Source organism: Streptomyces qinglanensis (genome assembly GCF_900111245.1).
GTDB lineage: Bacteria > Actinomycetota > Actinomycetes > Streptomycetales > Streptomycetaceae > Streptomyces > Streptomyces qinglanensis.
Map to the genome: position 1 here is coordinate 47,839 of NZ_FOGO01000001.1, position 26,073 is coordinate 73,911.

General features: G+C 74.8%; 23 protein-coding genes. 15 read left to right on the forward strand and 8 right to left on the reverse strand.

The window, feature by feature from the left end; translation table 11 throughout:
* Positions 1 to 174: 174 nt before the first annotated feature.
* Genes BMX65_RS00245 through BMX65_RS00270 form a run of 6 tightly spaced genes read left to right on the forward strand, consistent with a single transcriptional unit; the run spans position 175 to position 7,358 of the window.
* Positions 175 to 2,358 (forward strand): putative cobaltochelatase, encoded by a 2,184-nt coding sequence (locus BMX65_RS00245; RefSeq protein WP_074998064.1) that lies wholly within the window; start codon positions 175 to 177, stop codon positions 2,356 to 2,358.
* Complete coding sequence (gene cobO / locus BMX65_RS00250; RefSeq protein WP_074998065.1) at positions 2,358 to 2,966, forward strand: cob(I)yrinic acid a,c-diamide adenosyltransferase; 609 nt, start codon at positions 2,358 to 2,360, stop codon at positions 2,964 to 2,966. Before BMX65_RS00245 ends, cobO begins: the two co-directional genes overlap by 1 nt.
* Positions 2,967 to 3,000: 34 nt before the next feature.
* A complete protein-coding gene (locus tag BMX65_RS00255) occupies positions 3,001 to 4,383 on the forward strand; it encodes a cobyrinic acid a,c-diamide synthase CobB (protein WP_074998066.1) in 1,383 nt (460 codons plus the stop codon).
* The gene (locus BMX65_RS00260; protein ID WP_074998067.1) at positions 4,380 to 4,895 is read left to right on the forward strand and encodes a cobalamin biosynthesis protein; all 516 of its coding nucleotides are present in this window, start codon (positions 4,380 to 4,382) and stop codon (positions 4,893 to 4,895) included. Before BMX65_RS00255 ends, BMX65_RS00260 begins: the two co-directional genes overlap by 4 nt.
* Entirely contained in the window at positions 4,892 to 6,007 is a 1,116-nt protein-coding gene (gene cobC, locus BMX65_RS00265) for an Rv2231c family histidinol phosphate aminotransferase CobC (RefSeq protein ID WP_074998068.1), read from the forward strand. Before BMX65_RS00260 ends, cobC begins: the two co-directional genes overlap by 4 nt.
* Before the next feature lie 37 nt (positions 6,008 to 6,044).
* Complete coding sequence (locus BMX65_RS00270; RefSeq protein WP_074998069.1) at positions 6,045 to 7,358, forward strand: alpha/beta fold hydrolase; 1,314 nt, start codon at positions 6,045 to 6,047, stop codon at positions 7,356 to 7,358.
* A 61-nt stretch (positions 7,359 to 7,419) separates the two neighbouring features.
* On the opposite strand, the gene BMX65_RS00275 is transcribed toward BMX65_RS00270, so the two are convergent.
* The 6 genes from BMX65_RS00275 to BMX65_RS00300 all read right to left on the reverse strand — a co-directional run bounded on the left by BMX65_RS00275 (position 7,420) and on the right by BMX65_RS00300 (position 14,817).
* Positions 7,420 to 7,830 carry a DnaJ family domain-containing protein gene (locus tag BMX65_RS00275; RefSeq protein WP_019358296.1) on the reverse strand — a complete coding sequence of 137 codons (411 nt, stop codon included), beginning with the start codon at positions 7,828 to 7,830 and terminating at the stop codon, positions 7,420 to 7,422.
* Positions 7,831 to 8,036: 206 nt separating this feature from the next.
* On the reverse strand, positions 8,037 to 10,130 hold the full coding sequence (locus BMX65_RS00280) for an iron ABC transporter permease (RefSeq protein WP_074998070.1): 2,094 nt from the start codon (positions 10,128 to 10,130) through the stop codon (positions 8,037 to 8,039).
* Between the two features lie 4 nt (positions 10,131 to 10,134).
* Complete coding sequence (locus tag BMX65_RS00285) at positions 10,135 to 11,112, reverse strand: ABC transporter substrate-binding protein (RefSeq protein WP_074998071.1); 978 nt, start codon at positions 11,110 to 11,112, stop codon at positions 10,135 to 10,137.
* Positions 11,109 to 11,966: an ABC transporter ATP-binding protein gene (locus BMX65_RS00290; protein WP_074998072.1), complete on the reverse strand. Its 858-nt coding sequence runs from the start codon at positions 11,964 to 11,966 to the stop codon at positions 11,109 to 11,111. The genes BMX65_RS00285 and BMX65_RS00290 overlap by 4 nt, the downstream gene beginning before the upstream one ends.
* Before the next feature lie 165 nt (positions 11,967 to 12,131).
* A complete protein-coding gene (locus BMX65_RS00295; protein ID WP_074998073.1) occupies positions 12,132 to 13,580 on the reverse strand; it encodes a carboxyl transferase domain-containing protein in 1,449 nt (482 codons plus the stop codon).
* Between the two features lie 139 nt (positions 13,581 to 13,719).
* Complete coding sequence (locus tag BMX65_RS00300; protein WP_074998074.1) at positions 13,720 to 14,817, reverse strand: amidohydrolase family protein; 1,098 nt, start codon at positions 14,815 to 14,817, stop codon at positions 13,720 to 13,722.
* Positions 14,818 to 15,329: 512 nt separating this feature from the next.
* Here BMX65_RS00300 and ectA point away from each other — a divergent pair.
* From ectA to thpD, 4 genes are all read left to right on the forward strand, one after another.
* Positions 15,330 to 15,845, forward strand: a complete 516-nt coding sequence (gene ectA, locus BMX65_RS00305; RefSeq protein ID WP_027759477.1) for a diaminobutyrate acetyltransferase — start codon at positions 15,330 to 15,332, stop codon at positions 15,843 to 15,845.
* Between the two features lie 91 nt (positions 15,846 to 15,936).
* Complete coding sequence (gene ectB / locus BMX65_RS00310) at positions 15,937 to 17,205, forward strand: diaminobutyrate--2-oxoglutarate transaminase (protein ID WP_074998075.1); 1,269 nt, start codon at positions 15,937 to 15,939, stop codon at positions 17,203 to 17,205.
* Positions 17,206 to 17,288: 83 nt separating this feature from the next.
* The gene (locus BMX65_RS00315; RefSeq protein WP_074998076.1) at positions 17,289 to 17,693 is read left to right on the forward strand and encodes an ectoine synthase; all 405 of its coding nucleotides are present in this window, start codon (positions 17,289 to 17,291) and stop codon (positions 17,691 to 17,693) included.
* Positions 17,694 to 17,865: 172 nt separating this feature from the next.
* The gene (gene thpD / locus BMX65_RS00320; protein ID WP_074998077.1) at positions 17,866 to 18,765 is read left to right on the forward strand and encodes an ectoine hydroxylase; all 900 of its coding nucleotides are present in this window, start codon (positions 17,866 to 17,868) and stop codon (positions 18,763 to 18,765) included.
* Positions 18,766 to 18,903: 138 nt separating this feature from the next.
* Here thpD and BMX65_RS00325 read toward each other — a convergent pair whose 3' ends face one another.
* Together BMX65_RS00325 and BMX65_RS00330 are read right to left on the reverse strand one after the other, a co-directional pair.
* Entirely contained in the window at positions 18,904 to 19,968 is a 1,065-nt protein-coding gene (locus BMX65_RS00325; RefSeq protein ID WP_074998078.1) for an aminotransferase class V-fold PLP-dependent enzyme, read from the reverse strand.
* A gap of 39 nt (positions 19,969 to 20,007) precedes the next feature.
* Positions 20,008 to 21,573 carry an aldehyde dehydrogenase (NADP(+)) gene (locus tag BMX65_RS00330; protein ID WP_074998079.1) on the reverse strand — a complete coding sequence of 522 codons (1,566 nt, stop codon included), beginning with the start codon at positions 21,571 to 21,573 and terminating at the stop codon, positions 20,008 to 20,010.
* A gap of 150 nt (positions 21,574 to 21,723) precedes the next feature.
* Here BMX65_RS00330 and BMX65_RS00335 point away from each other — a divergent pair, with 150 nt between their 5' ends.
* The 5 genes from BMX65_RS00335 to BMX65_RS00355 all read left to right on the forward strand — a co-directional run bounded on the left by BMX65_RS00335 (position 21,724) and on the right by BMX65_RS00355 (position 26,023).
* The gene (locus tag BMX65_RS00335; RefSeq protein WP_074998080.1) at positions 21,724 to 22,494 is read left to right on the forward strand and encodes an IclR family transcriptional regulator; all 771 of its coding nucleotides are present in this window, start codon (positions 21,724 to 21,726) and stop codon (positions 22,492 to 22,494) included.
* Between the two features lie 137 nt (positions 22,495 to 22,631).
* Positions 22,632 to 23,603, forward strand: coding sequence for a hypothetical protein (locus BMX65_RS00340; protein ID WP_074998081.1), 972 nt, complete (start codon positions 22,632 to 22,634; stop codon positions 23,601 to 23,603).
* A gap of 29 nt (positions 23,604 to 23,632) precedes the next feature.
* The gene (locus BMX65_RS00345) at positions 23,633 to 24,976 is read left to right on the forward strand and encodes a sensor histidine kinase (protein WP_074998082.1); all 1,344 of its coding nucleotides are present in this window, start codon (positions 23,633 to 23,635) and stop codon (positions 24,974 to 24,976) included.
* Positions 24,973 to 25,677, forward strand: coding sequence for a response regulator transcription factor (locus BMX65_RS00350; protein ID WP_074998083.1), 705 nt, complete (start codon positions 24,973 to 24,975; stop codon positions 25,675 to 25,677). The genes BMX65_RS00345 and BMX65_RS00350 overlap by 4 nt, the downstream gene beginning before the upstream one ends.
* Before the next feature lie 91 nt (positions 25,678 to 25,768).
* Positions 25,769 to 26,023 carry a penicillin-binding transpeptidase domain-containing protein gene (locus BMX65_RS00355; RefSeq protein WP_074998084.1) on the forward strand — a complete coding sequence of 85 codons (255 nt, stop codon included), beginning with the start codon at positions 25,769 to 25,771 and terminating at the stop codon, positions 26,021 to 26,023.
* The last annotated feature ends 50 nt before the right edge of the window (positions 26,024 to 26,073 follow it).

The following is a 26,073-nucleotide window of genomic DNA, read 5'->3' on the forward strand; positions in this document are numbered from 1 at the left end:
GGCACGCGGCACAGCAGGCGCGGCACCCGGCGCGCGCTGCTCGGCGGGCCCGGCCGGCAGACCCGGCTCGACCGCCTCAGCCGGTCCGACCGGCCCGATCGATCCGACCAGCCCGACCAGCCCGACCAGCCCGACCAGCACAGCACGAAAGCCACTCGAAGGAGTGATCAGCGCATGAGCGCCCGGTATCCGTTCACCGCGGTCGTCGGCATGGCCGACCTGCGGCTGGCCCTGCTGCTCAACGCCGTCAGCCCGGCCGTGGGCGGTGTGCTGGTGCGCGGTGAGAAGGGCACCGCCAAGAGCACCGCCGTCCGGGCCCTGGCGGATCTGCTGCCGGAGGTGCCCGTGGTGGCGGGCTGCCGGTTCAGCTGCGACCCCGCGGCGCCGGACCCGAAGTGCCCCGACGGGCCGCACGAGCCGGCCGCCGCGCAGGCCCGCGCGGCGCGCATGGTCGAGCTGCCCGTCGGCGCCTCGGAGGACCGGCTGGTGGGCGCGCTGGACATCGAGCGGGCGCTCGCGGAGGGCGTGAAGGCGTTCGAGCCGGGACTGCTGGCGGACGCGCACCGCGGCATCCTGTACGTGGACGAGGTCAATCTGCTCCACGACCACCTGATCGACGTCCTGCTGGACGCCGCCGCCATGGGCGCCTCCTACGTGGAGCGCGAAGGCGTCTCCGTCCGGCACGCCTCGCGGTTCCTGCTGGTCGGCACCATGAACCCGGAAGAGGGTGAGCTGCGCCCCCAGTTGCTCGACAGGTTCGGGCTGACGGTCGAGGTGGCGGCCTCCCGGGAGCCGGAGGAACGGGTGGAGGTGGTGCGGCGGCGGCTCGCCTACGACGACGACCCGGCGGGCTTCGCGGCCCGCTGGGCGGAGGACGAGCGCGAGCTGCGCGAGCGCGTCGCGGCGGCCCGGGCGCTGCTGCCCGCCGTCGAACTCGACGACGCGGCACTGCGGCAGATCGCCGCCGCGTGCGCCGCGTTCGAGGTGGACGGCATGCGGGCCGACATCGTGATGGCGCGCACCGCGGTGGCGCTCGCCGCGTGGGCGGGCCGGACCCGGGTCGAGTCCGCGGATGTCCGGCAGGCGGCGCTGCTGGCGCTCCCGCACCGGCGCAGGCGCAATCCGTTCGACGCGCCGGGCCTGGACGAGGACAAGCTGGACCGCACGCTGGAGGAGAACAGCGACCCCGGCGGCGGTCCCGGACCGGACGGCCCGGAGGGACCCGGCGGGCCGGACGGAACCGACGGCCCGGACGGCCCGGACGACGGTGGCGGCCCGGACGACGGCGGCGGCCCCGGCGGCGGTGGCGCGGCGCCTCCGCGGGAAGAGGCGCGGGACGGCGCCGGCGGCGAGCCGTCCGTCCCCGAGCAGGCGCAGCCGGATCCCGCCGAGCAGACCACCGGGCAGTCCGGCCCGCAGCCCTCGCCCCGGCCCTCGGCGGAAACACCCGACTCCGGGCAGGGCGCACCCGACCCCGACGCACCCGCGGCGTCCCAGGGCACCGCATCCTCCGGCGAGCCGTTCGCGGCGCGCACCCTGACCGTTCCCGGACTCGGCGAGGGCGCGGCGGGCCGGCGATCGCGGGCCCGGACCTCGCACGGCCGCACCACAGGGTCGCGCCGTCCGCAGGGGACGTTGGGCAAGCTGCATCTGGCCGCCACCGTGCAGGCGGCGGCCCCGCACCAGCACGCCCGCGGCCGCCGCGGCAGCGGCCTCGTGCTGCGCCGGGACGATCTGCGGGAGGCCGTGCGGGAGGGCCGCGAGGGCAATCTGGTGCTGTTCGTGGTGGACGCCTCCGGCTCGATGGCGGCCCGGCAGCGGATGGGCGCGGTCAAGGGCGCGGTGCTGTCGCTGCTGCTGGACGCCTACCAGCGGCGGGACAAGGTGGGCCTGGTGACGTTCCGGCGCGGTGCGGCCGAGGTGGCGCTGCCGCCCACCTCGTCGGTGGACGCGGCGGCGGCCCGGCTGGAGTCGCTGCCGACCGGCGGACGCACCCCGCTGGCGGCGGGGCTGCTGCGGGCGCGGGAGGTGCTGCGGGTCGAGCGGCTGCGGGACCCGGCCCGGCGGCCGCTGCTGGTCACCGTCACGGACGGGCGCGCGACGGGCGGCCCGGAGCCGCTGGTGCGGGCGCGGCAGGCGGCGCGGCTGCTGGCGGCGGACGGCACCGCCTCGGTGGTCGTGGACTGCGAGGCGGGGCACGTGCGGCTGGGGCTGGCCCGGGAGCTGGCCGCCGAACTGGGCGGCGAGGCAGTCACATTGGAGGAGCTGCGCGCGGACGCGGTGACGGACCTGGTCCGGCACACGACGGACGCACGGAGCGCACGGCAGGCAGGCAAGCACACAGGGAGGGCCGCATAGTGCCGAAGGGACAGCCGGAGGTCGTGCCCCAGGACGGTCTCACCACCCGCCAGCGGCGCAACAGGCCGCTGGTGGCGGTCCACACCGGCGTCGGCAAGGGCAAGTCGACGGCTGCCTTCGGGCTGGCGCTGCGCGCCTGGAACCAGGGGTGGCCGATCGGGGTGTTCCAGTTCGTCAAGTCCGCGAAGTGGCGGGTCGGCGAGGAGCGTGCCCTGAAGGTGCTCGGCGACTCGGGCGAGGGCGGCAGCGTGACCTGGCACAAGATGGGCGAGGGCTGGTCCTGGATCCAGCGCAACGTCCAGGACGGCGAGATGGGCAGCGAGGCGGCGGCCCGGGAGGGCTGGGAGCAGGTCAAGCGGGATCTGGCGGCCGAGACCTACCGGCTGCTGGTGCTGGACGAGTTCGCCTATCCGATGCACTGGGGCTGGGTGGACCCGGCGGAGGTCGTGGCCGTGCTGCGGGACCGCCCCGGCACCCAGCACGTGGTGATCACCGGCCGGAACGCGCCGCAGCAGTTGATCGACGCGGCAGACCTGGTCACCGACATGTCGAAGGTCAAGCACCCCATGGACGCGGGTCAGAAGGGGCAGAAGGGCATCGAGTGGTGAGCAGCACCGCTGCCGGGCGGCCGGGAGCCGCCGCGTGATCCGTACCCCGCGTCTGGTCGTCGCCGCGCCGTCCTCCGGCAGCGGGAAGACGACCGTGGCCACCGGGCTGATGGCCGCGTTCACCGCGCGGGGGCTGGCCGTCTCGCCGCACAAGGTCGGACCCGACTACATCGACCCCGGCTACCACGCGCTGGCGACCGGCCGCCCGGGCCGCAACCTGGACGCCTATCTGTGCGGCCCGGAGCGGATCGCCCCGCTGCTGGGCCATGCCGCCGCCGGCGCCGATCTCGCGGTCGTCGAGGGTGTGATGGGGCTGTACGACGGTGCCGCCGGGCAGGGCGAGCTGGCGTCGACCGCGCATGTCGCCAAACTGCTGCGGGCCCCGGTGGTGCTGGTGGTGGACGGCTCCTCGCAGTCGCGCTCGGTGGCCGCGCTGGTGCACGGCTTCGCCTCCTGGGACCCGCAGGTGCGGGTCGCGGGGGTGGTGCTCAACAAGGTGGGCTCGGACCGGCACGAGGAGTTGCTGCGGGACGCCCTGGAGGGTTCGGGCGTGCCGGTGCTGGGGGTGCTGCGCCGTACCGAGGCGGTCCGTGCGCCCTCCCGGCACCTGGGGCTGGTGCCGGTCGCGGAGCGGCGCGCGGAGGCGGTGGAGTCGGTGGCGGCCCTCGCGGATCAGGTGCGCACCGGCTGCGATCTGGACGCGCTGCTGGCGCTCGCGCGGCAGGCGCCGCCGCTGCCCGAGGAGGCGTGGGACCCGGCCGCCGCGCTGGAGGCGCGGCCGGTGGCCCGGGCGCCGCGGGTGGCGGTGGCCGGCGGCGAGGCGTTCACCTTCTCCTACGCCGAGCACAGCGAACTGCTGCGGGCCGCGGGAGCCGAGGTCGTCCCCTTCGATCCGCTGCGGGACCCGGCGCTGCCGCACGGCACGGCGGGACTGGTCGTCGGTGGCGGCTTCCCCGAGGTGTACGCACCGGAGTTGGCCGAAAACCGCCCCCTGCGGGAGCAGATCGCGGCCTTCCGCGGACCGATAGCCGCCGAGTGCGCCGGGCTCCTCTATCTCGCGCGGGAGCTGGACGGCAAGCCGATGTGCGGAGTGCTCGACGCGCGCGGCCGGATGGCCGACCGGCTGACACTGGGCTACCGCGAAGCGGTCGCCGTGGCCGACAGCGCCCTGGCCGAGGCGGGCACCCGGGTGCGCGGGCACGAGTTCCACCGCACCGAACTGCTGCCGGGCGCCGGGCAGGTGCCCGCCTGGGGACTGGTACGCCCCGAACGCCGCACCGAGGGCTTCGTCCAGGGCCATGTGCACGCCTCCTACCTGCATGTGCACTGGGCCGCCGCTCCGCGGATGGCGGCCCGGTTCACGGCGCGCTGCGCGGCGCGGCGGGAGGCCGGGAGCCCGGCGGGAAGCGCCGTATGAGCGCTCTGGGCACGGGCGCCGGGCCCCGGCTCGTCACCGTCGGCGTGGGCACCTGCGCGGGGGTGCACGCGGAGGAGGTGCTGGACGTGGTGGTGAGTGTGCTGGCAGCCGTGCGCACGGCTGCCGGGACCGGCGGCCGGGAGCCGTTCCCGGCGGACGGCGCCGCCTCCGGCGGGGCGACGGCGCTGGCGACGGTCCAGGCGCGGGCCGCCGAGCCCGGACTGCTGGCGGCGGCCCGGCGGCTGGACCTGCCGCTGATCGCCTACGACGCGCGGACACTGGCCCGGGTGCGGGTACCGCACCCCTCGGACTTCTCCCGCACGGCCGTGGGCACGCCCTCGGTCGCCGAGGCGGCGGCCCTGCTGGCCTGCGGGGGAGGCAGCGGGACGACCGTGCAGGGCGGCGCCCCGGTGCTGCTGGTGCCGAAGACGAAGTCGCGTCCGGCGGCGGGCGCCCCGGTGCGCGCCACCGCCGCGGTCGCCGCCCTGGCCGTCCCGGGGCGGGAGCGGTGAGCGCGCACGGGCCCGGCACGTCCGGGGACGCACCGGCGGCCGCGGACGCGCTGCGGCACCACGGGGACGCGGAAGTGCGCGGCGACGGAGCCGGGTTGACCGACCTGGCCGTCAACGTGCGCACCGGCACGCCCCCGGCGTGGCTGCGGGAGCGGCTGGCGGCCTCGCTGGCGACACTGGCCGCCTACCCCGACGGCGGGCCCGCGCGCGCCGCGGTGGCCGCGCGGCACGGGCTGCCCGCGGACCGGGTACTGCTGACGGCGGGAGCCGCGGAGGCGTTCGTCCTGCTCGCCCGGGCCCTTCCGGCCCGCCGCCCGGTCGTGGTGCACCCGCAGTTCACCGAGCCGGAGGCGGCTCTGCGGGACGCGGGCCACCGGGTGGAGCGGGTGCTGCTGCGGCCGGAGGACGGGTTCCGGCTGGCGGCGGACGCCGTGCCGGCCGAGGCCGATCTGGTGGTGGTCGGCAACCCCACCAACCCGACGTCGGTGCTGCACCCCGCCGCGGTACTGGCGCAACTCGCCCGCGAGGGGCGCACGCTGGTCGTCGACGAGGCGTTCATGGACGCGGTCCCCGAGGAGCGGGACTCGCTGGTGCCGCTGCTCGCCCGGCTGCCGGGGCGGACGGTCGTGCTGCGCAGCCTGACCAAGACCTGGGGGCTGGCCGGACTGCGGATCGGCTACGTGCTCAGCGACCGGTCGACCGTGGCCGCCCTGGCCCGTCAGCAGCCGCTGTGGCCCGTCTCCACCCCGGCACTGGTCGCGGCACAGGCGTGCACCGGCCCCGAGGCGCTGGCCGAGGCGCAGGCGGCGGCCCTCGGGTTCGCGGCGGACCGCGACCGGTTGCGGAAGCGGCTGGCGCCGCTGGCCGCGGCCGGGGTGCGGGAGGCCACCCCGGCACCGCAGGGCCCGTTCCTGCTGGTGCGGCACCCCCGCGCCGCCGCGCTGCGCGACCGGCTGCGGGAGCTGGGGTTCGCCGTGCGGCGCGGGGACACCTTCCCCGGGCTCGGCCCGGAGTGGTTCCGGGTCGCGGTGCGCGACCCGGCGACGACCGACCGGTTCGCGGCGGCGCTGGAGCGGGCGCTGGAGACACTGGACGCCGCGGGCGCACGCTGAGCCGCACCGCACGTGGAACGACCGAAGGAGGAAGGCCATGCCCACCGTGCTGCGGCACCCCGGCACCGTGCTGCGGGACCACGTCTTCGCCGTACCGCTGGACCACGCGCGGCCGGACGGCGAGCAGGTCGAGGTGTTCGCCCGCGAGGTGGCCGCCACGGGCCGCCAGGACGAGGATCTGCCCTGGCTGCTGTTCCTCCAGGGCGGGCCCGGCAACGGTGCGCCGCGTCCGGTCGGCCGGGCCGACTGGCTCCAGGTGGCGCTGCGGCACTACCGGGTGCTGCTGCTCGACCAGCGCGGCACCGGGCGCTCCTCCCCCGCCAACCGGCAGTCCCTCGCGGCACGCGGCACCGCGCGGCAGCAGGCCGCCCATCTGGCGCACTTCCGGGCCGACTCGATCGTCCGGGACGCGGAACTGATCAGGAGGCGGCTGCTGGGCGAGGACGTGCCGTGGTCGACGCTCGGGCAGAGCTTCGGCGGCTTCTGGACCCTCACCTACCTCTCGCTCGCGCCCGAGGGGATCCGGGAAGCGTTCGTGACGGGCGGTCTGCCGGGGCTGCGCACCGGCCCGGAGGACGCCTACCGCGCGGCCTACCCGCGGGTGGCCGCCAAGAACGCGGCGCACTATGCGCGCTACCCGCAGGACGTGGCGGCGGCGCGGCGGATCGCGGCCCACCTGGCGGAGCACGAGGTGCGGCTCCCGGACGGGAGTCCGCTGACGGTGGAGCGGTTCCAGTACCTGGGCATGCTGCTGGGCGAGGGCTCGGGCTCGCACCGGCTGCACTACCTGCTGGAGGACGCCTGGATCGGCGGCGCGGCGGGGCCGGAGCTGTCGGACGGCTTCCTGGAGGGGGTGCGGGCGCAGGTCTCGCTGGCGGCCAATCCGCTCTTCGCCGCGCTGCACGAACCGATCTGGGCGCAGCGCTCGGTGAGCGCCGGCGGTACCCGGTGGGCCGCACAGCGGGTGCGTGCGGAATTCCCCGAGTTCGACGCGGGGCGCGCGCTGTCCGCGGACGAGCCGGTGCTCTTCACCGGGGAGATGATCTACCCGTGGATGTTCGACCTCGACCCGGCGCTGGTGCCGCTGCGCGAGGCGGCGCTGCTGCTGGCGGAGCGGGGCGACTGGCCGGACCTGTACGACACACGGCGACTGGCCCGCAACGAGGTGCCGGTGTACGCGGCCGTCTACCACGACGACATGTACGTCGACCGCGACGACTCGCTGGCCACCGCGCACGCCGTGGCCGGGGTGCGCACCTGGGTGACCGACGAGTGGGAGCACGACGGGCTGCGGGTCAGCGGGGGCGCGGTGCTGGAGCGCCTGGTGGCGATGGCCCGCGGCGAGGTGTGAGGCATCGCGCACCGGAACGCGCCGGGCCCGACCCGGACCGGGCCGGGCCCGGCGGGGTGCGTCAGCGGCCCTCGGTGCGGCGGGCCGAGCGCCACTCCCGCACCGCGCTCTCCACGTCGAAGGGGACGAGGCGGTGCGGCGGGCCCTCCGGGGGGCGGCGGACGGCCTCGTCGATCTTCTCGTTGATCTCGGTGAGGATCCGCCGCACCTCCGCCTCCGAGCGGGCCCGCGCAGCCTGTTCCCGGGCCTCCTGGGCCTCCTTGCGGAGCGCGAGGGAGGGCGGCAGGTAGGAGAGGTTCTCGTCGCGCATCTTGCGCTCGACCCACCACTGTTCGGTGTACGGCTTGTCCAGGCCGGGCAGCGGCTTCCCGGTGCCGGGCAGGTCCGCGAACTCGCCGCGCTCCTCGGCCTCCCTGATCTGCCGGTCGGCCCAGCTCTCGAAGCTGATTCCGGGCGGCTTGCGTTCCGTCATGGCGCATCCTTCGCTTCGGGTTGGCCGTCGGTGGTCGGCTGCCGACGGTCGCCGTGGCGGGCGTCGTCCCCATTGTCCCAGCCGGAGCCGTGCGCGGACAGGCGGCTTTGCGCAACGCGCCGGCAACCGGCCGTCCCGGACGGCCCGGTGGCGGTGTACGGACCCCGCGCGGGCAGCCGCACGGCGGGGACGCGCCCGGTCCGGCGCTACCGGCGGCTGCGGGCGAGGAGGTGCAGGAAGTACGGCGTACCGATCACGGCGGTCACCAGTCCGGCACCCAGCTGGGCCGGTGCGATCACGGTGCGGCCCAGCAGGTCGGCGGAGCCCACCAGGACGGCGCCGAGCAGCACGGCCACCGGGATCACCCGGTGGTGCTGCCTGCCCACCAGGGCGCGGGCCGCGTGCGGTGCGACGAGGCCGACGAAGCCGATGGCACCGGCGGCCGCCACGGCGGAGGCGCTGAGCACCACGCTCAGGACGAGGAAGCCGAGCCGGGCCCGTCCCAGGTTCAGCCCGAGGAGGCGCGGGGTGTCCTCGTCGAGCGACACCAGGTCGAGTTCCCTGCGCCGGGCGACCGCGACGGCGACGCCGACGGCGAGCACGGCCGCGAGCGGCACCGCGTCGGCCAGGGTCCGCCCGTAGGTGGAACCCGACAGCCAGGTGAGGGCCTTGATGGCGTTGAACGGGTCGGTGAGGATGACGAGCAGGCTGATCAGCGCCGCGGTCCCGGTGGCGAAGCCGAACCCGACGAGGACCAGACGGTTCTGCCGGAAGCCGCCCCGGGCGGCGAGTCCGAAGACGAGCACGGCGGTGAGCGCGGCGCCCGCGAACGCCGCACCGGCCACGCTCCACGATCCGGCCAGGGGCACCGTCGTCACGAGGGCCACAGCGCCCAGTGCGGCGCCGCCGGAGACGCCCAGGACGTACGGCTCGGCGAGGGGGTTGCGGGTCACGGCCTGGACGAGCGTCCCGGCCAGGGCGAGCGCCGCACCGGTGAGGAGCGCGCACAGGGCCCGGGGCACCCGGGTGTCCAGTACGAAGGACACGGTGCGGCCCGCCCTGCCCTGGACCCAGTTGAACACGTCGCCCAGCAGCAGCTTGGCGTCCCCCAGCAGGACGGCGGCGACGGCCACCGCGACGAGCACGGCCACCAGGACGGCCACGGTGGTGAGGAAGACGGTTCGGCTCCGGAGGCGCAGCCGGTCCTGCGCTGCCGCTCCGGCGGTGTCCCGCACCCGGGTGGCCATCACGATCAGGAAGACGGCGCCGACGAGGCTGGTGACGACGCCGGTCGGCACCGCGACCGCGACGTCCGCGGGCACGAGGGCGCGCAGCAGCACGTCCGAACCGAGTACCAGCGCCGCTCCGGCCAGCCCCGCCGCGGGGATGCGGGCCCGCGCCCGGGCGAAGGCGCGGTACCGGCGGGCGAGGGGGCGGACGAGAGCGGGGGCGCACAGCCCGACGAAGCCGATCGGCCCCGCGAGGGTGACGGCCGCGGCGGACAGCAGCGTCGCGAGGACCACGCCCGTGACGCGGGTGGCGCGGACGGGGACGCCGAGGCCGCGGGCCGCGTCGTCCCCGAGGGCCAGGGCGTCGACCCGGCGCGCGGCCAGCAGCAGCCCGAGGAGGGCGAACAGGCCGATGGGCGCCAACTGCAGCACGCCGTCGAACCCGTGCTGCGCGATGCTGCCCTGCTTCCACTGGTAGAGGCCGTGGGTCTCCTCGGGGTGGAGCAGCAGCAGCGCCTGGGTGACGGCGGTGAGGCCGAGGGTCAGGGCACTCCCGGCGAGCACGAGCCGCACGGTGCCCGCGCCCAGGCCGGACAGTCCGAGCACGACGGCCGCCGCCGCGAGGCCCCCGGCGAACGCGATCCCGGAGGAGGCGAGCAGCGGCAGCGAGACTCCGGTGACGGCGGCCAGCCCGAGCGCCAGATAGGAGCCCGCGTTCACGGCGAGGGTGTCGGGGGAGCTGAGCACGTTGCGGCTGACCGCCTGCAGGGCGGCACCCGCCGCGCCCAGGACGGTGCCGACGAGCAGCCCCGCAGTCGCCCTCGGCAGCCGGGAGGCGATCACGACGGACGCGTCGGAGGGGTCGGCCCGGCCGGTGAGCGCCTTCCAGACCTCGGGGGCACCGGCCGCGGCGGTGCCCTGCGTGATGTCGACGAGCGCGAGGCCCGCCACGAGCAGCAGCAGAGCGGCCGCCACCGCGGCCGCGCCCTTCCGGGCCGGGTCCTGCCGGATCCCGGCCTCGCGGGGCGCGGCGGGCGGAGGGGGACCGGAGGGGGTCGCGGTGACGGCCATGCCGCTACTCCGCCAGGGCCTCGACGACCGCGTCGATGTACTGGTTCATCGACTCGGGACCGCCGAACATCCAGATGCCGTCGGGCAGCCGGTGGACGTTGCCCTTCTTGACGAACGGCAGCGACTTCCACACGGAGTCGTCGGCGAGGGCGCCGGTGAACGGCGTGCTGCTCTTGTCGCCGTCGTTGCCGATGTAGGCGAAGTGGACGTCGTCGTCGAGCTTGGTGAGGCCCTCGACGTCGGTGCTGCCGAGGCCGTACGCCTTGTCGCCCTTGACCTTCCAGTCGTTCTTCAGGCCGAGCTTCTCGTTCACGGCTCCGGTGAGCGAGCCGCTGGTGAAGGGCCTGACCGAGACCTGGTTGGCGTTGACGTAGCCGTCGGCGAAAGCGTACCGGGCGCCCGCCATACCGGCGTCGGCCAGGGCCTTCCTGCCGTCGGCGAGGTGCGCGTCGAAGTCCTTCTCGAGCTTCTCGGCCCGCTTCATGGTGCCGGTGGCCTCGGCGACCAGGTCGAGGTTCTCCTTCATGTGCCCGATCGGATCGGAGGCGTCGGCCGACTGCACCTCCAGCACCGGGGCGATCCTGCGCAGTTGCTTCACCGCCTTCGGCGGCAGGTCGGTGCTGGCGATGACGAGGTCCGGCTTGAGGGCTGCGACGGTGTCCATGCTGGGCTCGCCGCGGGTGCCGATGTCCCGGGGCTTGTTCTTCAGCGGAACCGCGGTGTCCCAGGTCCGGTAGCCCTCGACGTCGGCGACACCGACCGGGTCGACGCCGAGCGACACCAGGAGTTCGACCTCGTGCCACTCGGTTCCCACGACCTTCTTCGCGGGCGCGTCGAGCTCGACCTTCTTGCCGGAGGCGTCGGTGAGGGTGACGGGGTCGCTCTTCTTCCCGGCGTCGTCGGCCGTTGGCTCGGTGGTGCCGCAGGCGGTCAGGGTGAGGGCCGCGGCGACGGCCGCGGCGCCCAGAAGGAGGTGTCTCATGCGGTGCGGAGCCTCTCGTTTCGCGCGTGGTGCCGGCCGATCGCGCGGGTGCGCAGCCGGCCGGTGCGGGGATCGGTGTCGACCTCGATGCGGATGCCGTAGGTGTCGGTGAGCCGCTGGGGCGTCAGCACGTCCTCGGGGAGGCCGTCGGCGACGATCCGCCCCGCGTCCAGCAGGACGATCCGGTCGGCGACGGCGGCGGCCTGGTCGAGGTCGTGCAGGACGGCGCCGACGGCCACGCCGTGGTCGTCGGCCAGGTCCCGGACGAGGTCGAGGAGTTCGACCTGGTAGCGCAGGTCGAGGTAGGTGGTCGGCTCGTCGAGGAGCAGCAGGCCGGTGTCCTGGGCGAGGCAGCTCGCGAGCCACACCCGCTGGAGCTGGCCTCCGGAGAGGTGCTCGGCGCCCCGTTCGGACAGGTCCGCGAGGCCCGTGAGGGCCAGCGCGCGGTCCACGGCGGCCCGGCCGTCCGGATCTGCCTTGCCCCAGCGGCCGCGGTACGGATAGCGGCCGAACTCGACGACATCCCGCACGGTCAGTCCGCTGGGTGTCGGCCGTCCCTGGGTCAGCAGCGTGACGCGGCGGGAGAACTCCCGCGGGGTCAGGGCCAGTCCGTCGGTCTCGCCGTCGAGGGTGAGCGCCGCGCTCCGGGGCCGCTGCAGCCGGGCGAGGGTGCGCAGCAGCGTCGACTTCCCGCTGCCGTTCGGGCCCACCAGGACCGTCACCACGCCGGGGCGCAGCGTCAACGAGGCGTCATGGACGACGTCGACGCCGTCGTAGGCCACGGTGACGCCCGTGGCGGACAGCTCATGCCCGCGGGGGCGGCGCACCGTCGGGTTCTCTTCACCGGCATTCACCCGGCAAAGGTTAGCCTAACCTTATCCATCCTTCGGGGTGGGGTGCACACCACGCGCAAGACGACCACGCGCCATCCCCTGACCGGCCGGGGACCGGGCCCCGGGACCGGACACGGGGTGCCCCGGCGGGGACCGTCCGGCCGGACCGGACGCCGCAGCGGCCGGCTACTCCCCCGCTCCTCGGTCACCACCGATGCCGCCCCCGGCGCCGCGGGGATCGCCCCGCTCCGCTGCCGCACCGGGCGCCGGGCCCACCACACCGCGGACCACGCCCAGTTCGACGGCGTCCTGCGGGCGCAGCCGCAACTCCTCGGCGGTCCGCTGCACCTGGTCGGGGCCGCGTTTGAGAATGGCGGCGGCCGACTCCGGGGCGATGACCGAGAAGTAGCTGTCGGGCGTGGCCCACAGGCTGCCCGGCGCGGCCAGCACGAGGGCACCGCCCGAGCCGCCCTCGCCGATCAGGAGGGAGGTGAGGGGGACGGTGGCCTCGGCGACGGCGGAGAACACCTCGGCGATGGCGGGGCCCGCACCGGCACGCTCGTCCTCCGGCCCGTTGGCGGCGCCGGGGGTGTCGATCAGCGTCAGGACCGGGAGGCGCAACCGGTCGGCCAGCCTGATGAGCCGCGCCGCGGTGCGGTACCCGGCCGGACGGGTGGGGGTTCCGCACTGCGCCGCGTAGGCGACTGTGCGGCCCGCGTGCCGCCCGAATCCGCACCGCACGCCCGGATCGGTGCCGCCGCAGCGGTCACCGCTGATCTCCTCGCGGCCGGTGAGGCAGGCATCCAGATAGGCGGCGGCGCGGGGGCGGTCCGCCGCACGGGCGCGCGCGACGGCTTCGGCGCCGCCGGCGGGCAGCCGCCCGCCGGACGGTCCGGGCAGGGCGCCGGGCACCGGGACGGGCTCGGGCCGCTCCCGGCCGCCGGAGGCCGGGGTGAGCAGGGTGAGCCAGCGGGCGAGCGCCTCCGGGAGTTCCGCCTCGGGCACGATCCGGTCGAGGTGCCCGGCCGCGTGCTGGGCCTCCGCGGTGTACGCGGCGGGTTCGGCCCCGCCGGGCCGCACCCGTGAGCCCGCGAACGCGGCCTGCGCCCCGGGCAGCGCGAGCACCACGTCGGCGCCCGCGGCCAGGGTGGCCCAGCCGCCGCCGGTGGTCGGATCGCGGACGACCGCGAGCTGCGGCAGCCCCGCCGCGCGGGTCAGCGCGCTCTGCCGGGCCACCCGCTGGAGCTGGACGAGGGCCCGCATCCCCTCCTGCATCCGGCTGCCGCCGGTGGCGACCAGCGTGACGAGGGGCAGCCGCAGCTCCCGCGCCCGGGTGTGGGCGGCCTCGATCCGGTCACCCGTGCGCTCCCCCAGGGAGCCGCCGAGGTAGCCGAACTCGAAGCAGAGCAGTACGGCGTCGCTCCCGCCGATCCGCCCGGTGCCGCACACCACCGACTCGTGCTCCCCGGTGCGCTCGTGCGCCCGCGCGCGCATCGCGTCGTACCCGGGCCAGCCCAGCGGGCCGTCGGCCGGGGACGGGCCGGGCCCGGCGCCCCCGGGGTGGCACTCACGGAAGCCGGTCGCCAGCCGGGCGAGCAGCGTACGCGCACTGGTCCTGGGTCCGGTGGGGCTCATGGGTCCAGGCTGGAGTACGCACGCCTGTCTGTCAGCGGGGCCTGCCGCACCGCCGGTCCGGTCCCGCGGCCCGCACCCGGGGGCCCGCGCCCCGGGCGCGCCCGCATCCCGCACCCCGGCGGCCCGCACGTCCCCCGGATCAGCGCACCACGCGCCCCCGCAGCACCACGTGACTCGGGGCTTGCAGTACGCGGACGTCGGCGCGCGGATCCGCGTCGTAGAGGACGAAGTCGGCGGGCGCGCCCTCGGTGAGACCGGGGCGGCCCAGCCAGTCCCGGGCGGCCCAGGTGCTCGCGGCGAGCGCGTCCAGCACCGGTATACCCGCCGTCACCAGCTCGGCGATCTCCTGGCCGACCAGCCCGTGCGCCAGCGAACCGCCCGCGTCGGTGCCGGTGAAGACGGGGACACCCGCGTCCCAGGCGGCCCGCACGGTGTCGTAGCGGCGGGCGTGCAGGGAGCGCATATGGGCGGCCCAACGGGGGAACTTCGCCTCGCCGCCCGCGGCGAGGGCCGGGAAGGTGGCGATGTTGACCAAGGTGGGCACGATGGCGACGCCGCGCTCGGCGAAGAGCGGGATGGTCTCCTCGGTCAGCCCGGTGGCGTGCTCGATGCAGTCGATCCCGGCCTCCACCAGGTCGCGCAGCGAGTCCTCGGCGAAGCAGTGCGCGGTGACCCGGGCACCCTCCTCGTGCGCGGCCGCGATGGCCTCCTCGACGGCCCAGCGCGGCCAGCAGGAGCTCAGATCGCCCTCGTCCCGGTCGATCCAGTCGCCGACGAGCTTGACCCAGCCGTCGCCGCGCCGCGCCTCGCGGCGGACGTACGCCGCCAGGTCGCCGGGTTCGATCTCGTGCGCGTAGTTGCGGATGTAGCGGCGGGTACGGGCGATGTGGCGGCCGGCGCGGATGATGCGGGGCAGCTCGTCACGGTCGTCGATCCAGCGGGTGTCGGAGGGCGATCCGGCGTCGCGCAGCAGCAGCGCGCCCGCCTCCCGGTCGGTGAGCGCCTGCTTCTCGCTGGTCGAGTCGTCCACCGGGCCGTGCGCGTCCAGCCCGACGTGGCAGTGCGCGTCCACCAGCCCCGGGAGCACCCAGCCGGTCAGCACGTCGGGCCCGGTGCCGCCGGACGCGGCGGGCCGCCGGTAGGTGACGTGCCCGTCCACCACCCACAGCTCGTCCCGTACGTCCTCGGGCCCGACCAGCACCCGCCCCTTGATATGCAGACTCGCGCGCTCGCTCATGCCCGCACTGTACGAGTGCGGGGCGCCGCGGCGTCCAGAGCGCCCGCGGTGGGGCGGTCCGGCGGGAGACGCCGGTGTGAACACCGGCGGATCCGAAAGCGAAGAATGCGGGCGACGGATCCGCCGAAAAGGCAGACACGTCGTAGGCTCCAGCTTTACGATGCAATCCGGGTCACATTTCCGATGCAGGGGCCCTTATTCTTCTGCCCGCTTTCCGCAAGCTCAAACGCTAAGATTTTGTTACCTGTGACTCGCTAATCCGGGGCCGGTACCGACGACGTTATAGCACTGTGACGTACTCCACAGGTCGACTGCTATACACGGACACATCCGCCTAAATTGGGGCCGATCCCGGCGGGTCTGCGCGCCCGCACGCCCGTGCGCGATAACACATGGACCCCCTTCCGCGTAACCCCTCTCCCCCGTGCAGTTTCAGATTCTGCTGGGTAAATTGAATTCACATGACCGCCGCACAAGCAGACCATGCAGGTGCCCACAGAGACTTTCTCGAAATGCCGGAGGGACTGAAGCTCGACACACCCCGTGTGGACGACGGAGCCGCGATCTGGCGCATCGCCCGCGACTCGAAGACCCTCGACCTGAACTCCTCGTACAGCTACCTGCTGTGGTGCCGCGACTTCGCCGCCACCTCGGTGGTCGCCCGCGACGGCGCGGGCGAGCCGGTCGGTTTCATCACCGGCTACGTGCGCCCCCAGCAGCCGCGCACCCTCCTCGTCTGGCAGGTCGCCGTCGACGAGGCCGCCCGCGGTCGCGGACTCGCCGCCGCGATGCTGGACGGGCTGACGCTCCGCGTCGCCGAGGAGCTCGGCATCGACACCGTCGAGACCACGGTCACCCCGGACAACACCCCCTCCAACCGGCTGTTCACCTCCTACGCACAGCGCCACTCGGCCGCGGTCGCCAAGGACGTGCTGTTCGACGCCGCTCTCTTCCCGGAGGACGGCCACCTGCCGGAAGTGCTGTACCGGATCGGTCCGGTCGTGTTTCCCGGCGCATCGAAGCGCTGACGTATACGGCCGCACCCCGGCGGGTAGGCACCGTCGCCGACCGCCCATAACCAGACTTTCTTCGCACACGACTCACTCCCTGGAGCAAGCTGTGACCATCACCCCGCCCGACCTCAGCGTCTTCGAAACCGTGGAGTCGGAGGTGCGCAGCTACTGCCGCGGCTGGCCGACCGTCTTCGACCGCGCGCAGGGCGCACACATGTACGACGAGGACGGCCACACCTACCTGGACTTCTTCGCCGGAGCGGGCACCCTCAACTACGGCCACAACAACCCGGTCCTCAAACGGGCGCTGCTGGACTACCTCGAGCGCGACGGCGTGGTGCACGGACTGGACATGTCCACCAGCGCCAAGCGCGCGTTCCTGGAGACCTTCCAGGAGCTGATCCTCAAGCCGCGCGGCATGGACCACAAGGTGATGTTCCCGGGCCCGACCGGCACCAACGCCGTGGAGGCGGCGCTGAAGCTGGCCCGCAAGGTCAAGGGCCGCGAGTCGATCGTCTCCTTCACCAACGCCTTCCACGGCATGTCGCTGGGCTCGCTCGCGGTCACCGGCAACGCCTTCAAGCGCGCGGGCGCCGGCATCCCGCTGGTGCACGGCACCCCGATGCCGTTCGACGACTACCTCAACGGCACCACCGAGGACTTCGTCTGGTTCGAGCGGCTGCTGGAGGACCAGGGTTCCGGTCTGAACAAGCCCGCCGCCGTGATCGTCGAGTCGGTGCAGGGCGAGGGCGGCATCAACGTCGCCCGCGCGGAGTGGCTGCGGGCCCTGTCCGAGCTGTGCGAGCGGCACGACATGCTGCTGATCCTCGACGACATCCAGATGGGCTGCGGCCGCACCGGTGCCTTCTTCTCCTTCGAGGAGGCGGGCATCAAGCCGGACATCATCACCCTGTCGAAGTCCATCGGCGGCTACGGGATGCCGCTGGCGCTCACCCTGTTCAAGCCGGAGCTGGACATCTGGGAGCCGGGCGAGCACAACGGCACCTTCCGCGGCAACAACCCGGCCTTCGTGACCGCGACCGCCGCCCTGCAGACCTACTGGGCGGACGGCCAGATGGAGAAGCAGACGCTCTCCCGCGGCGAGCAGGTCGAGGCGCAGTTGAAGGCCATCGCCGAGGAGCACCCCGAGGAGGTGGCCGACTACCGCGGCCGCGGCCTGGTGTGGGGCCTGGAGTTCCACAACAAGAGCCGCGCCAACGCGGTGGCCAAGCGGGCCTTCGACCTGGGGCTGCTCATCGAGACCTCGGGGCCGCAGAGCGAGGTCGTCAAACTCCTGCCGTCGCTGACCATCAGCCCTGACGAACTGGACGAAGGGCTGCGTATCCTGGCCCGGGCTGTCCGCGAGACCGCCTGACCGAGATGACTCGGCCCGTCCCGGCTGCCACAGCCGGGACGGGCCTCTTCCGTAATGCACACAGAGAAAGGCACCAGCGCACCGTGATCGTTCGCTCCTTCAAGGACATCGAGAACACCGACCGGCACGTCAAGGCGGCGTCGGGCACCTGGGAGAGCAAGCGCATCGTGCTCGCCAAGGAGAGGGTGGGCTTCTCCCTGCACGAGACCGTCCTCTACGCGGGAACCGAGACCTCCATGTGGTACGCCAACCACATCGAGGCCGTGCTCTGCGTCGAGGGTGAGGCGGAACTGACCAACGACGAGACCGGCGAGAAGCACCTGATCACTCCCGGCACGATGTACCTGCTCGACGGGCACGAGAAGCACACGATGCGTCCGAAGACCGACTTCCGCTGCGTGTGCGTCTTCAACCCGCCGGTCACCGGTCGGGAGGACCACGACGAGAACGGCGTCTACCCGCTGCTCACCGAGCCCGACGAGGGCTGACCCCGGGGCAGAGCGGCGACGCGCCGCAGTACGGGAGTGCCGAGACTCCCCCGTGCTGACACGCTGAGGCACAGCCCCGCCGTGATGGGGGACCGTTCGCCGGTCCACTTCGGCCGTCCCGGCCGTTTCGCCATGTGAACAGGGCCGTACGAGAGGAGAGGAAGGCACATCCATGACCACCGCACCCGAGCGCACCGCCGACCTGTACCCGACTCGCGGAACCACCGAGGTGGCCATCCCGCGGATGGACCCCGTCGTGTGGTCCGAACCGGGTACTCCGGGGCCGATCGAGGCCACGGAACTGGCGGGCTTCGAGCGGGACGGGTTCCTCGCCGTCGATCAACTCGTCGGGCCTGACGAGGTCGACGTGCTGCGCGGGGAACTGGAACGGCTCACCTCGGATCCGGACATGCGCGCCGACGAACGCTCCATCGTGGAGCCGAGGTCGAACGAGGTCCGGACCGTGTTCGAGGTGCACAAGATCAGCGAGGTTTTCGCCCGACTGGTGCGGGACCCGCGAGTCGTGGGCAGGGCACGGCAGATCCTGGGCTCGGACGTCTACGTCCACCAGTCCCGGATCAACGTCAAGCCGGGCTTCGGCGCCACGGGATTCTACTGGCACTCCGACTTCGAGACCTGGCACGCGGAGGACGGCATGCCGCACATGCGGGCCGTCTCGGTCTCGATCGCGCTGACGGAGAACTACGAAACCAACGGCGGCCTGATGATCATGCCGGGGTCGCACAAGACCTTCCTCGGCTGCTCGGGCGAGACGCCGAAGGACAACTACAAGAAGTCGCTGCAGATGCAGGACGCGGGAACGCCGTCCGACGAGTCCCTGACCAAGTTCGCCGAGGCGCACAGCATCAAGCTGTTCACGGGCAAGCCCGGCTCGGCGACCTGGTTCGACTGCAACTGCATGCACGGCAGCGGTGACAACATCACTCCGCACCCGCGGAGCAATGTGTTCATCGTCTTCAACAGCGTCGAGAACGAGGCAGTGGAGCCGTTCGCCGCACCCGTCCGCCGCCCCGAGTTCATCGGGGCGCGGGACTTCACTCCGGTGAAGTGACGCGGCCGGTGCGGCCGGTGCCCTGATGGTGCGGGGGCGGGACCTGCGGGTCCCGCCCCCGCACCATGCGGGTACGGGTGCCCGGCCGCGGCGCCGGGCCGTAGGACCGGCCGGGACGTTCGGGCACCGGCCCCCGGGTCAGCCGGCCAGCAGGCCGAGCAGCCGGTCCACATCCGTCTCGGTGTTGTGCAAGTGGAAACTGGCGCGCAGATTGCCGTCCCGGGCCGCGACCGCCACCCCGGCAGCGGCCAGCTTCTCGACGGCGTGCCCGAGGCCGGGTACCGCCACGATCGCCGAGTCCCCCGGCACCGGTTCGTACCCGCCGGGCAGTTCGGCGACCCCCGCGCGGAACCGGGCGGCGAGCGCCCGGTCGTGCGCGCCGATCGCCTCCGGGCCGCCCAGCTCCTCGACGAGGGCGAGCGAGGGCACCGCGCCGAGATACGGCAGGAAGGCGATCGACTCCGTGTACGCCCGGGCGTCCGGAGCCAGCCGCGCGATCGGGCCGTAGCAGTCGTCCCACGGCGAGGCACCCGCCACCCAGCCCGCGTGCAGCGGCAGCAGCGCCCCTTCCTCCTGCGCCCGCGATGAGACGACCAGGAACGACGCACCCCGCGGGCACAGCAGCCACTTGTAGGCGTTGCACACCACGTAGTCGTAGGCGTCGGCCTCGACGGGCAGCCAGCCCGCGGCCTGCGTGGCGTCCAGCAGCACCCGTGCGCCGTGCGCGCGGGCGGCGGCCCGGACGGCGGGCAGGTCGGCGATCCGGCCGTCCGCCGACTGCACCGCGCTGAGGGCCACCAGCGCGGTGGAGGCGTCCACCGCCTCGGGCAGGTCCGCCAGGGGCACGGTGCGCAGCGTCACATCGTCCCGCACCGTGAAGGGATTGACGACGGAGCTGAAGTCGCCCGCCGGCGCGAGCACTTCCGCACCGGCGGGGAGCGAGGCGGCGACCAGTCCGGTGTGGGTGGAGACCGCGCTGCCGGCCGCGACACGGTCCGGCGTCGTCCCGGCGATCCGCGCGAAGGCGGCCCGCGCCGCGTCGGCTGCGGCGTAGTAGGCGGCATGGTCGATCCGCCCGGCCGCCATGTCGGCAGTGGCCGCCGTGAGCGCGGCTGCGGTACGCGTGGGGAGCAGGCCCTGGGACGCGGTGTTGCAGTAGGTGACCTCGGGCTGGAACTCGGCGGCGAGCACACGTTGGTCCATCCGCCCAGTGTCCCGGGCCCGGTGGCCGGGGTCCACCGGTTACCCGGCGGCGGGCCCGCGCACGGCCCCGTCCGCCGCCCGCTGCTCCCGTACGCCGTCGATCCGGCGGGGCAGTCCCAGCGGATTGGCGTCGCGCAGCTCGGGCGGGAGCAGCGCCTCGGGCGTGTCCTGGAAGACGACCGGCCGCAGCCAGCGCTCCAGCGCGGTGGCCCCCACCGAGGTCGAGGTCGAGGTGGTGGCGGGGTACGGCCCTCCGTGGTGCTGCGCGGGGGCGACGGCGACACCGGTGGGCCACCCGTTCACCAGCACGCGCCCGGCCAGCGCGGTGAGCCGCGCGACCAGCCGGCCGGCACCGCCGCCGCCGGCGGCCTCGTCGGCGCCGAGGTGCACGGTCGCGGTGAGGCTCCCCTCGATCCGCCCGAGCACGGCCTCGGCCTCGGCCTCGGCCGTGTACCGGACGGCGACGGTCACCGGGCCGAAGCACTCCTCGAACAGCAGCTCGTGCTCCGCGCCCAGGTCGGCGGCGGCGACGGTGAACAGTCCGGGCCGCACCGTCCGCTCGTCCTCGCCGGTCCCGGCGGCGACCGGGGTGCCGACGGAGGCGAGGCGGGCCCGTCCGGCGGCGCCCGCCAGGAACGCGTCCCGCATCCGGTCGTCGAGCAGATGGCCCGGCGCGGTGGCGCGCAGCGTACCGGAGAGCGCCGCCAGCAGCCGGTCGCCGTCGGCGCCTTCGGGAACCAGCACCAGGCCGGGCTTGACGCAGAACTGGCCGGTGCCCAGGGTCATGGAGCCGCCGAGTCCCTCGCCGATCTGCTCGGCGCGCTCGGCGGCCGCTGCGGGGGTGACCACGACGGGGTTGAGCGAGCCGAGTTCGCCGTGGAACGGGATCGGGCGGGGCCGGGCGGCAGCCGCGTCGAAGAGGGCACGGCCGCCCTTGACCGAGCCGGTGAACCCGGCGGCCGACACCCGCGGGTGCCGCACCAGTTCGACGCCTGCCTCGAACCCGTGCACGACGGAGACGACGTCCTCGGGGAGTTGCGTGTCGGCTGCGGCGGCGCGCAGTGCCGCCGCGCACAGCTCGGAGGTGGCCGGGTGGTCGGGATGCGCCTTGACCACGACGGGGCAGCCGGCGGCGAGGGCGCTGGCGGTGTCACCGCCGGGGACGGAGAAGGCCAGCGGAAAGTTGGAGGCGGCGTAGACCGCGACGACGCCGATCGGCAGCTTGTAGCGGCGCAGGTCGGGGCGGGGCGGGGTGCGTGCGGGGTCGGCGTGGTCGATGATGACGTCGAGGTGTCCGCCGTCCTCGACCTCGTCGGCGAAGGCGCGCAACTGCCCGGTGGTCCGGCCCAGTTCACCGGTCAGCCGGGGCGGGCCCAAGGCGCTCTCGGCGTCCGCGGCGGCGACGATCCGCTCACCGTCGGCCTCCAGGCGCTGCGCCGCGGCCCGCAGGAAGGCCGCCCGGGCGACCCGGTCGGCCAGCGCCGGGAGCGCCCGGTGCGCGGCTGCCACGGCCGCGTCCACGTCGGCCGCCGTGGCCTCGTCGGCGACCCGTTCGCGCTGCTTTCCGGTACGGGGGTCGACGCTCCACACTGGTGCTGCTGCCACCGGGGTCCTCCTGGTCGGACGGATCGGCTCCCCCACAGGCTCCCGGCAGGTGTCCGGGCCCCGCAGAGCGCGTTCGGTATGCTGAACGACATCCCTGTGGATGAATTCCTTCCGGACTGTAGAGCTGCGCGAACAGAGGGGTCAAGGTCGATGCCGGGTACCGAGGCGGGGGGATCGCAGGTCAAGTCGGCCGTACGGACGGTGGAACTGCTGGAGTTCTTCGCGGAGCGGCCGGGGATGCACACCCTCGCCGCCGTCCAGACCGCGGTCGGCTATCCCAAGTCGAGCCTCTACATGCTGCTGCGCACCCTGGCCGACCTCGGCTGGGTCGAGACGGACGCCACCGGCACCCGGTACGGCATCGGAGTGCGGGCGCTGCTGGTGGGCACGTCGTACATCGACGGAGACGAGGCGGTGGCCGCGGCCAAGCCCGCGCTCGACCACCTCCTGGCCGACACCACCGAGACCGTCCACCTGGCCCGGCTGGACGGCACCGACGTCGTCCACCTCGCCGTCCGGCAGTCCCCGCACCACCTGCGCCCGGTCGCCCGCGTCGGCCGCCGGCTGCCCGCGCACTCGACCGCGCTGGGCAAGGCACTGCTGGCCACGCACTCGGACGAGCAGGTACGCGCCATCCTCCCGGAGACGCTGGAGCAGCTCACCGAGCACACCCGCACCGACCGCGCACAGCTCCTGGAGGAGCTGCGGCTGGTGCGCGAACAGGGGTACGCGCTGGACCGCGAGGAGAACACGCTGGGACTGCGCTGCTACGGCCTCGCCGTCCCCTGCCGCACCCCGGCCCGGGACGCCATCAGTTGCTCGGTCCCGGTGGCCCGGCTGACGCCCGAGCACGAACAGACCGTCAAGCACGCGCTGTTCGACGCCCGCGACCGGCTGATGTACGCCACCCGCACCCTCTGACGGGCCGACGGCCCGCCGGGCGGCTCACCGGTCCCGCGGTCTCCCCCTGTGCGGCGAGCCGGCTCCGCCGCGCGGGGGAGCCGGTTCGCCGCCCGGACGGATGCCCGGCCGCCGCCGTACCCGGAATCGTGACGGCCATGACGCACGCCAGACCTGTCCTCGCCACCGTCGCGGTGGCCGCCTGCCTGCCGTATCTGACGCTGAAGCTGAACTGGCTGTCGGGCGGCCTCACCGGCATCCCGGAAGGCAGCCCGCTGCACGACAGCGGCACCGCCATGTGGCTCCTCAACGCGCTGACCGCCGCCATGGACGGCACCGTCGTCCTGCTGGTGCTCGCGCTCACCCGGCCCTGGGGACGGCGGCTCCCCGCCCCCGTGCTGACCCTGCCCCTGTGGACCGCCTGCGGGCTGCTGGGCCCGATCGTGGTGGCCTTCCCGGTCAAGGCGCTGTCCGGACTGCTGGGCGGCGGCACCGGCGGCGGTGACACCGACGGGGCCGACGCACTGCTGGAGAGCTGGGTGTGGACGGTCGTCTACTCCGGCTTCGTGGTCCAGGCGCTCGCCCTGGGCGGGCTGTTCGCCGTCTACGTGCGCGACCGCTGGGGAACGCTGCTGCGCTCCCCGCTGCACCGGCACGTGCGCGAGGGACGGTCCGGCGGTGCACGGGCCGCATCCGGGTTCGCGGCGGCGGTGGCGGTGTCACTGCCCGTCCTGGTGGCACACGCGGCGCGGCTGGCCGACGAGCACGCCGACAACCGCGTCACCGACGCGACGTTCCTGCTCTATACGGTGACGGCACTCGCAGCGGTGGCAAGACTGCTGCGGGCGGGCGGCGCGGAGCGCCCCGGCGGGGCCCGGCTGTGGCCGACCCTGGCCGCGGCCTGGCTCGGCTCCGGGGTACTGGCCTGCTGGGGCGGCTGGTTGCTGCTGGGCGACCTCTCGGGCGCCGGCCGGGCACTGGGGCAGCAGACGAGCGGCGCTGCCCTGCTCACCTATGCTTGCCAGGCACTCGCCGGGCTGCTCCTCGCGGCCCTGGCGGCCCGGCAGGTACACCACCGCGCGCACCCGCCGGCAGCCGGTGCCGCGGCCGGTGCGGCGGTGCGGGGCTGAAGCCGGTACGGACGGCGGGGGGAGCGGGGATGGCCGGACCGCCGGAGGGCCGGGTGCGGGTCCTGGCACTGCGCTGGGTGCATCTGCTGCAGGGCGGCGCGCTGCTGATGCCGTTCTTCCTGCTGGTGAACGTGGGCATCGGCGTCGTACGGCCCGGCTCGGCCCGCCTCCTGAACGGCGCGCTCGGCCCGCAGTTCCTGGCCTTCGGGCTCTGCCTGCCGCTGGTGGCGGCGGCCGGGCTGCTCCCCGTCGTACGGGCGCTGGAGTCCGCGGCGGCGCGCACCCTGTGCGGGCTGCCGGGCGGCGCGCTCGCCCAGGGCCCGGCCGACTCGTGGGCGGCGCGGCGCCGCTGTGCGGGCTGGTTCACGCTGCACGTCGGCCTCGGCGGCCTGCTGAGCGGGGCTTCGCTGGCCGTCCCGCCGATGGCCCTGGTGCTGCTCGCCCATCCCCTCGTCCCGGCCCTGCACAGCGACCGGTGGGCCTGGCCGTGGGCGCACGCGGGCAGCGCGCTGTGGACGGCTCCGGTCGCCGGTCTCGCACTGCTCGCCGCTCTGGCGGCGACCGTGCACGGCGCCGGGGCGCTGCTGGCGCGCTGTGCTCCGCCGCTGCTGGGGCCGACGCCCGCCGACCGGCTGGCCGCCGCCGAACGGCGCGCGGCCGATCTGGCCGCCCGCAACCGGCTGGCCCGCGATCTGCACGACTCGGTCGGGCACGCGCTGAGCGCGGTCGCGCTCCAGGCGGCCGCGGCGCGCCGGGTGCTGGACAGCGACCCGCAGTTCGTCCGGACCGCGCTGGCCGCGATCGAGGAGACCGGCCGGAGCACGGTGGCGGAACTGGACGGCATGCTCGGCGTACTGCGGGACGGGGAGAGCCGCCCGGCGCCGGGGCCCGGACTGGCCACGGGCCTGGAGTCCGTGATCGCCCGCTCCCGCGCCACCGGCACCCGGATCGACCTGCGGGTGGACGCGTCGCTCGGCCCGCTGGCCGGGCTGGACGCCCAGGTGTCCGCCGAGTCCTTCCGGGTGGTGCAGGAGGGGCTGAGCAACGCGCTGCGGCACGCGCCGGGCGCCGCGGTGTCCGTCCGGCTGGAGCGGCAGCGCGCCCCGGAGGGCGAGATGCTGGCGGTGACGGTCGAGAACGCGGCGCGCACGGTGCCGGGACCGCGCCCCGCGGGCGGGCGGGGCCTGGCCGGGATCTCCGAACGCGCCGCGCTGCTGGGCGGCACCGCGTGGGCGGAGGACGCGGGCGGCGTGTGGCGGCTGGCGGCCCGCCTGCCCCTGGCCGCCGAGGCAGGGGCAGGGGCAGGGGCAGGGGCAGGGCACCAGCGGAAGGACGGCCCGGGGAACGGTACGGAACGGGAGAGTGCCCCATGACATCGGCGGCATCGGCACCGCTGCGGGTCCTGCTCGCGGACGACGAGCACATGGTGCGGACGGCGCTGCGGGCGATTCTGGCCGCCGAGCCGGGGATCGAGCCGGTGGGCGAGGCCACGGACGGCGACGAGGCCGTCTCCGCGGTGCGCGCGCTGCGCCCCGACGTGGTGCTGATGGATGTGCGGATGCCGCGGGTCGACGGGATCCGCGCCACCGAGCAGCTTGTGCGGTCCCTGGGCGTGGAGGCGCCGCGGATCCTGGTCCTGACCACCTTCGAGAACGACAGCTACGTGTACGACGCGCTGCGCGCCGGGGCGCACGGCTTCCTCCTCAAGCGGACGACCGCCGAGGACCTGGTGGCCGGGATCCGGCTGGTGGCGCGCGGCGAGTCGCTGCTCTTCCCGGCCGCCGTCCGCGCACTGGCCGCCCGCCACGCCGACCGGGGCCGCACGGCGGCGCTCACCGCGCGACTGACGGCGCGCGAGGCCGCGGTGCTCGGGCTGATGGCCCGGGGGCTGACCAACGCGGAGATCGCCGTGCGGCTCGCGGTCGGCACCGCCACCGTCAAGACGCACGTGGCCGGGGTGCTGGCCAAGCTCGGGGCACGGGACCGCACCCACGCGGTCGTCCTGGCCTACGAACACGGTGTGGTCACTCCGGGGCGGGGAGAGGCCCCGGACGGAGAGGCGGGAATGTCCTGAGAAGTCTCCGGGCCTACGAGGACCCGGAATCGCACCGGGGTGATGAGCGAACGCACCGCCGGGCGGCTCAAGTCGGCGATGGGGCACGGTGATGGAGAAGGGCACCGGCACCCACGCCAGGACCGACGGGGTCACGGTGGGCGGCAAGACCGCACGGCCCAGCACGCGGGTCGACAACAGCGGGACGCCGTACGCCTGGTTCACGTCCTTCGGCGAGACGGGCTCCGGCAGGAAGGTCGCGGTGGCCGTGCGGGTGGAGGACTCGGACGCGGCCCGCGCCGAGGCCGGCGGCAGCGGGCCGGCGGCCCCCGTCGCCCGGAAGATGAGGGAGGCGGCGCTGCGGTGACCCGATCCGCGCGGCGGGCCCGGCGGCGGGGCGGGCCGGCGGCGAGGCGG

What these genes read in the sequence shown, in the direction of transcription:
- BMX65_RS00245 (WP_074998064.1), top strand. Translation starts at nt 175, where the DNA reads ATGAGCGCCCGGTATCCGTTCACCGCGGTCGTCGGCATGGCCGACCTG.
- BMX65_RS00260 (WP_074998067.1), top strand. Translation starts at nt 4,380, where the DNA reads ATGAGCGCTCTGGGCACGGGCGCCGGGCCCCGGCTCGTCACCGTCGGC.
- BMX65_RS00270 (WP_074998069.1), top strand. Translation starts at nt 6,045, where the DNA reads ATGCCCACCGTGCTGCGGCACCCCGGCACCGTGCTGCGGGACCACGTC.
- BMX65_RS00275 (WP_019358296.1), bottom strand. Translation starts at nt 7,830, where the DNA reads ATGACGGAACGCAAGCCGCCCGGAATCAGCTTCGAGAGCTGGGCCGAC.
- BMX65_RS00280 (WP_074998070.1), bottom strand. Translation starts at nt 10,130, where the DNA reads ATGGCCGTCACCGCGACCCCCTCCGGTCCCCCTCCGCCCGCCGCGCCC.
- BMX65_RS00285 (WP_074998071.1), bottom strand. Translation starts at nt 11,112, where the DNA reads ATGAGACACCTCCTTCTGGGCGCCGCGGCCGTCGCCGCGGCCCTCACC.
- BMX65_RS00295 (WP_074998073.1), bottom strand. Translation starts at nt 13,580, where the DNA reads ATGAGCCCCACCGGACCCAGGACCAGTGCGCGTACGCTGCTCGCCCGG.
- BMX65_RS00300 (WP_074998074.1), bottom strand. Translation starts at nt 14,817, where the DNA reads ATGAGCGAGCGCGCGAGTCTGCATATCAAGGGGCGGGTGCTGGTCGGG.
- ectA (WP_027759477.1), top strand. Translation starts at nt 15,330, where the DNA reads ATGCCGGAGGGACTGAAGCTCGACACACCCCGTGTGGACGACGGAGCC.
- thpD (WP_074998077.1), top strand. Translation starts at nt 17,866, where the DNA reads ATGACCACCGCACCCGAGCGCACCGCCGACCTGTACCCGACTCGCGGA.
- BMX65_RS00325 (WP_074998078.1), bottom strand. Translation starts at nt 19,968, where the DNA reads ATGGACCAACGTGTGCTCGCCGCCGAGTTCCAGCCCGAGGTCACCTAC.
- BMX65_RS00335 (WP_074998080.1), top strand. Translation starts at nt 21,724, where the DNA reads ATGCCGGGTACCGAGGCGGGGGGATCGCAGGTCAAGTCGGCCGTACGG.
- BMX65_RS00340 (WP_074998081.1), top strand. Translation starts at nt 22,632, where the DNA reads ATGACGCACGCCAGACCTGTCCTCGCCACCGTCGCGGTGGCCGCCTGC.
- BMX65_RS00345 (WP_074998082.1), top strand. Translation starts at nt 23,633, where the DNA reads ATGGCCGGACCGCCGGAGGGCCGGGTGCGGGTCCTGGCACTGCGCTGG.
- BMX65_RS00350 (WP_074998083.1), top strand. Translation starts at nt 24,973, where the DNA reads ATGACATCGGCGGCATCGGCACCGCTGCGGGTCCTGCTCGCGGACGAC.
- BMX65_RS00355 (WP_074998084.1), top strand. Translation starts at nt 25,769, where the DNA reads ATGGAGAAGGGCACCGGCACCCACGCCAGGACCGACGGGGTCACGGTG.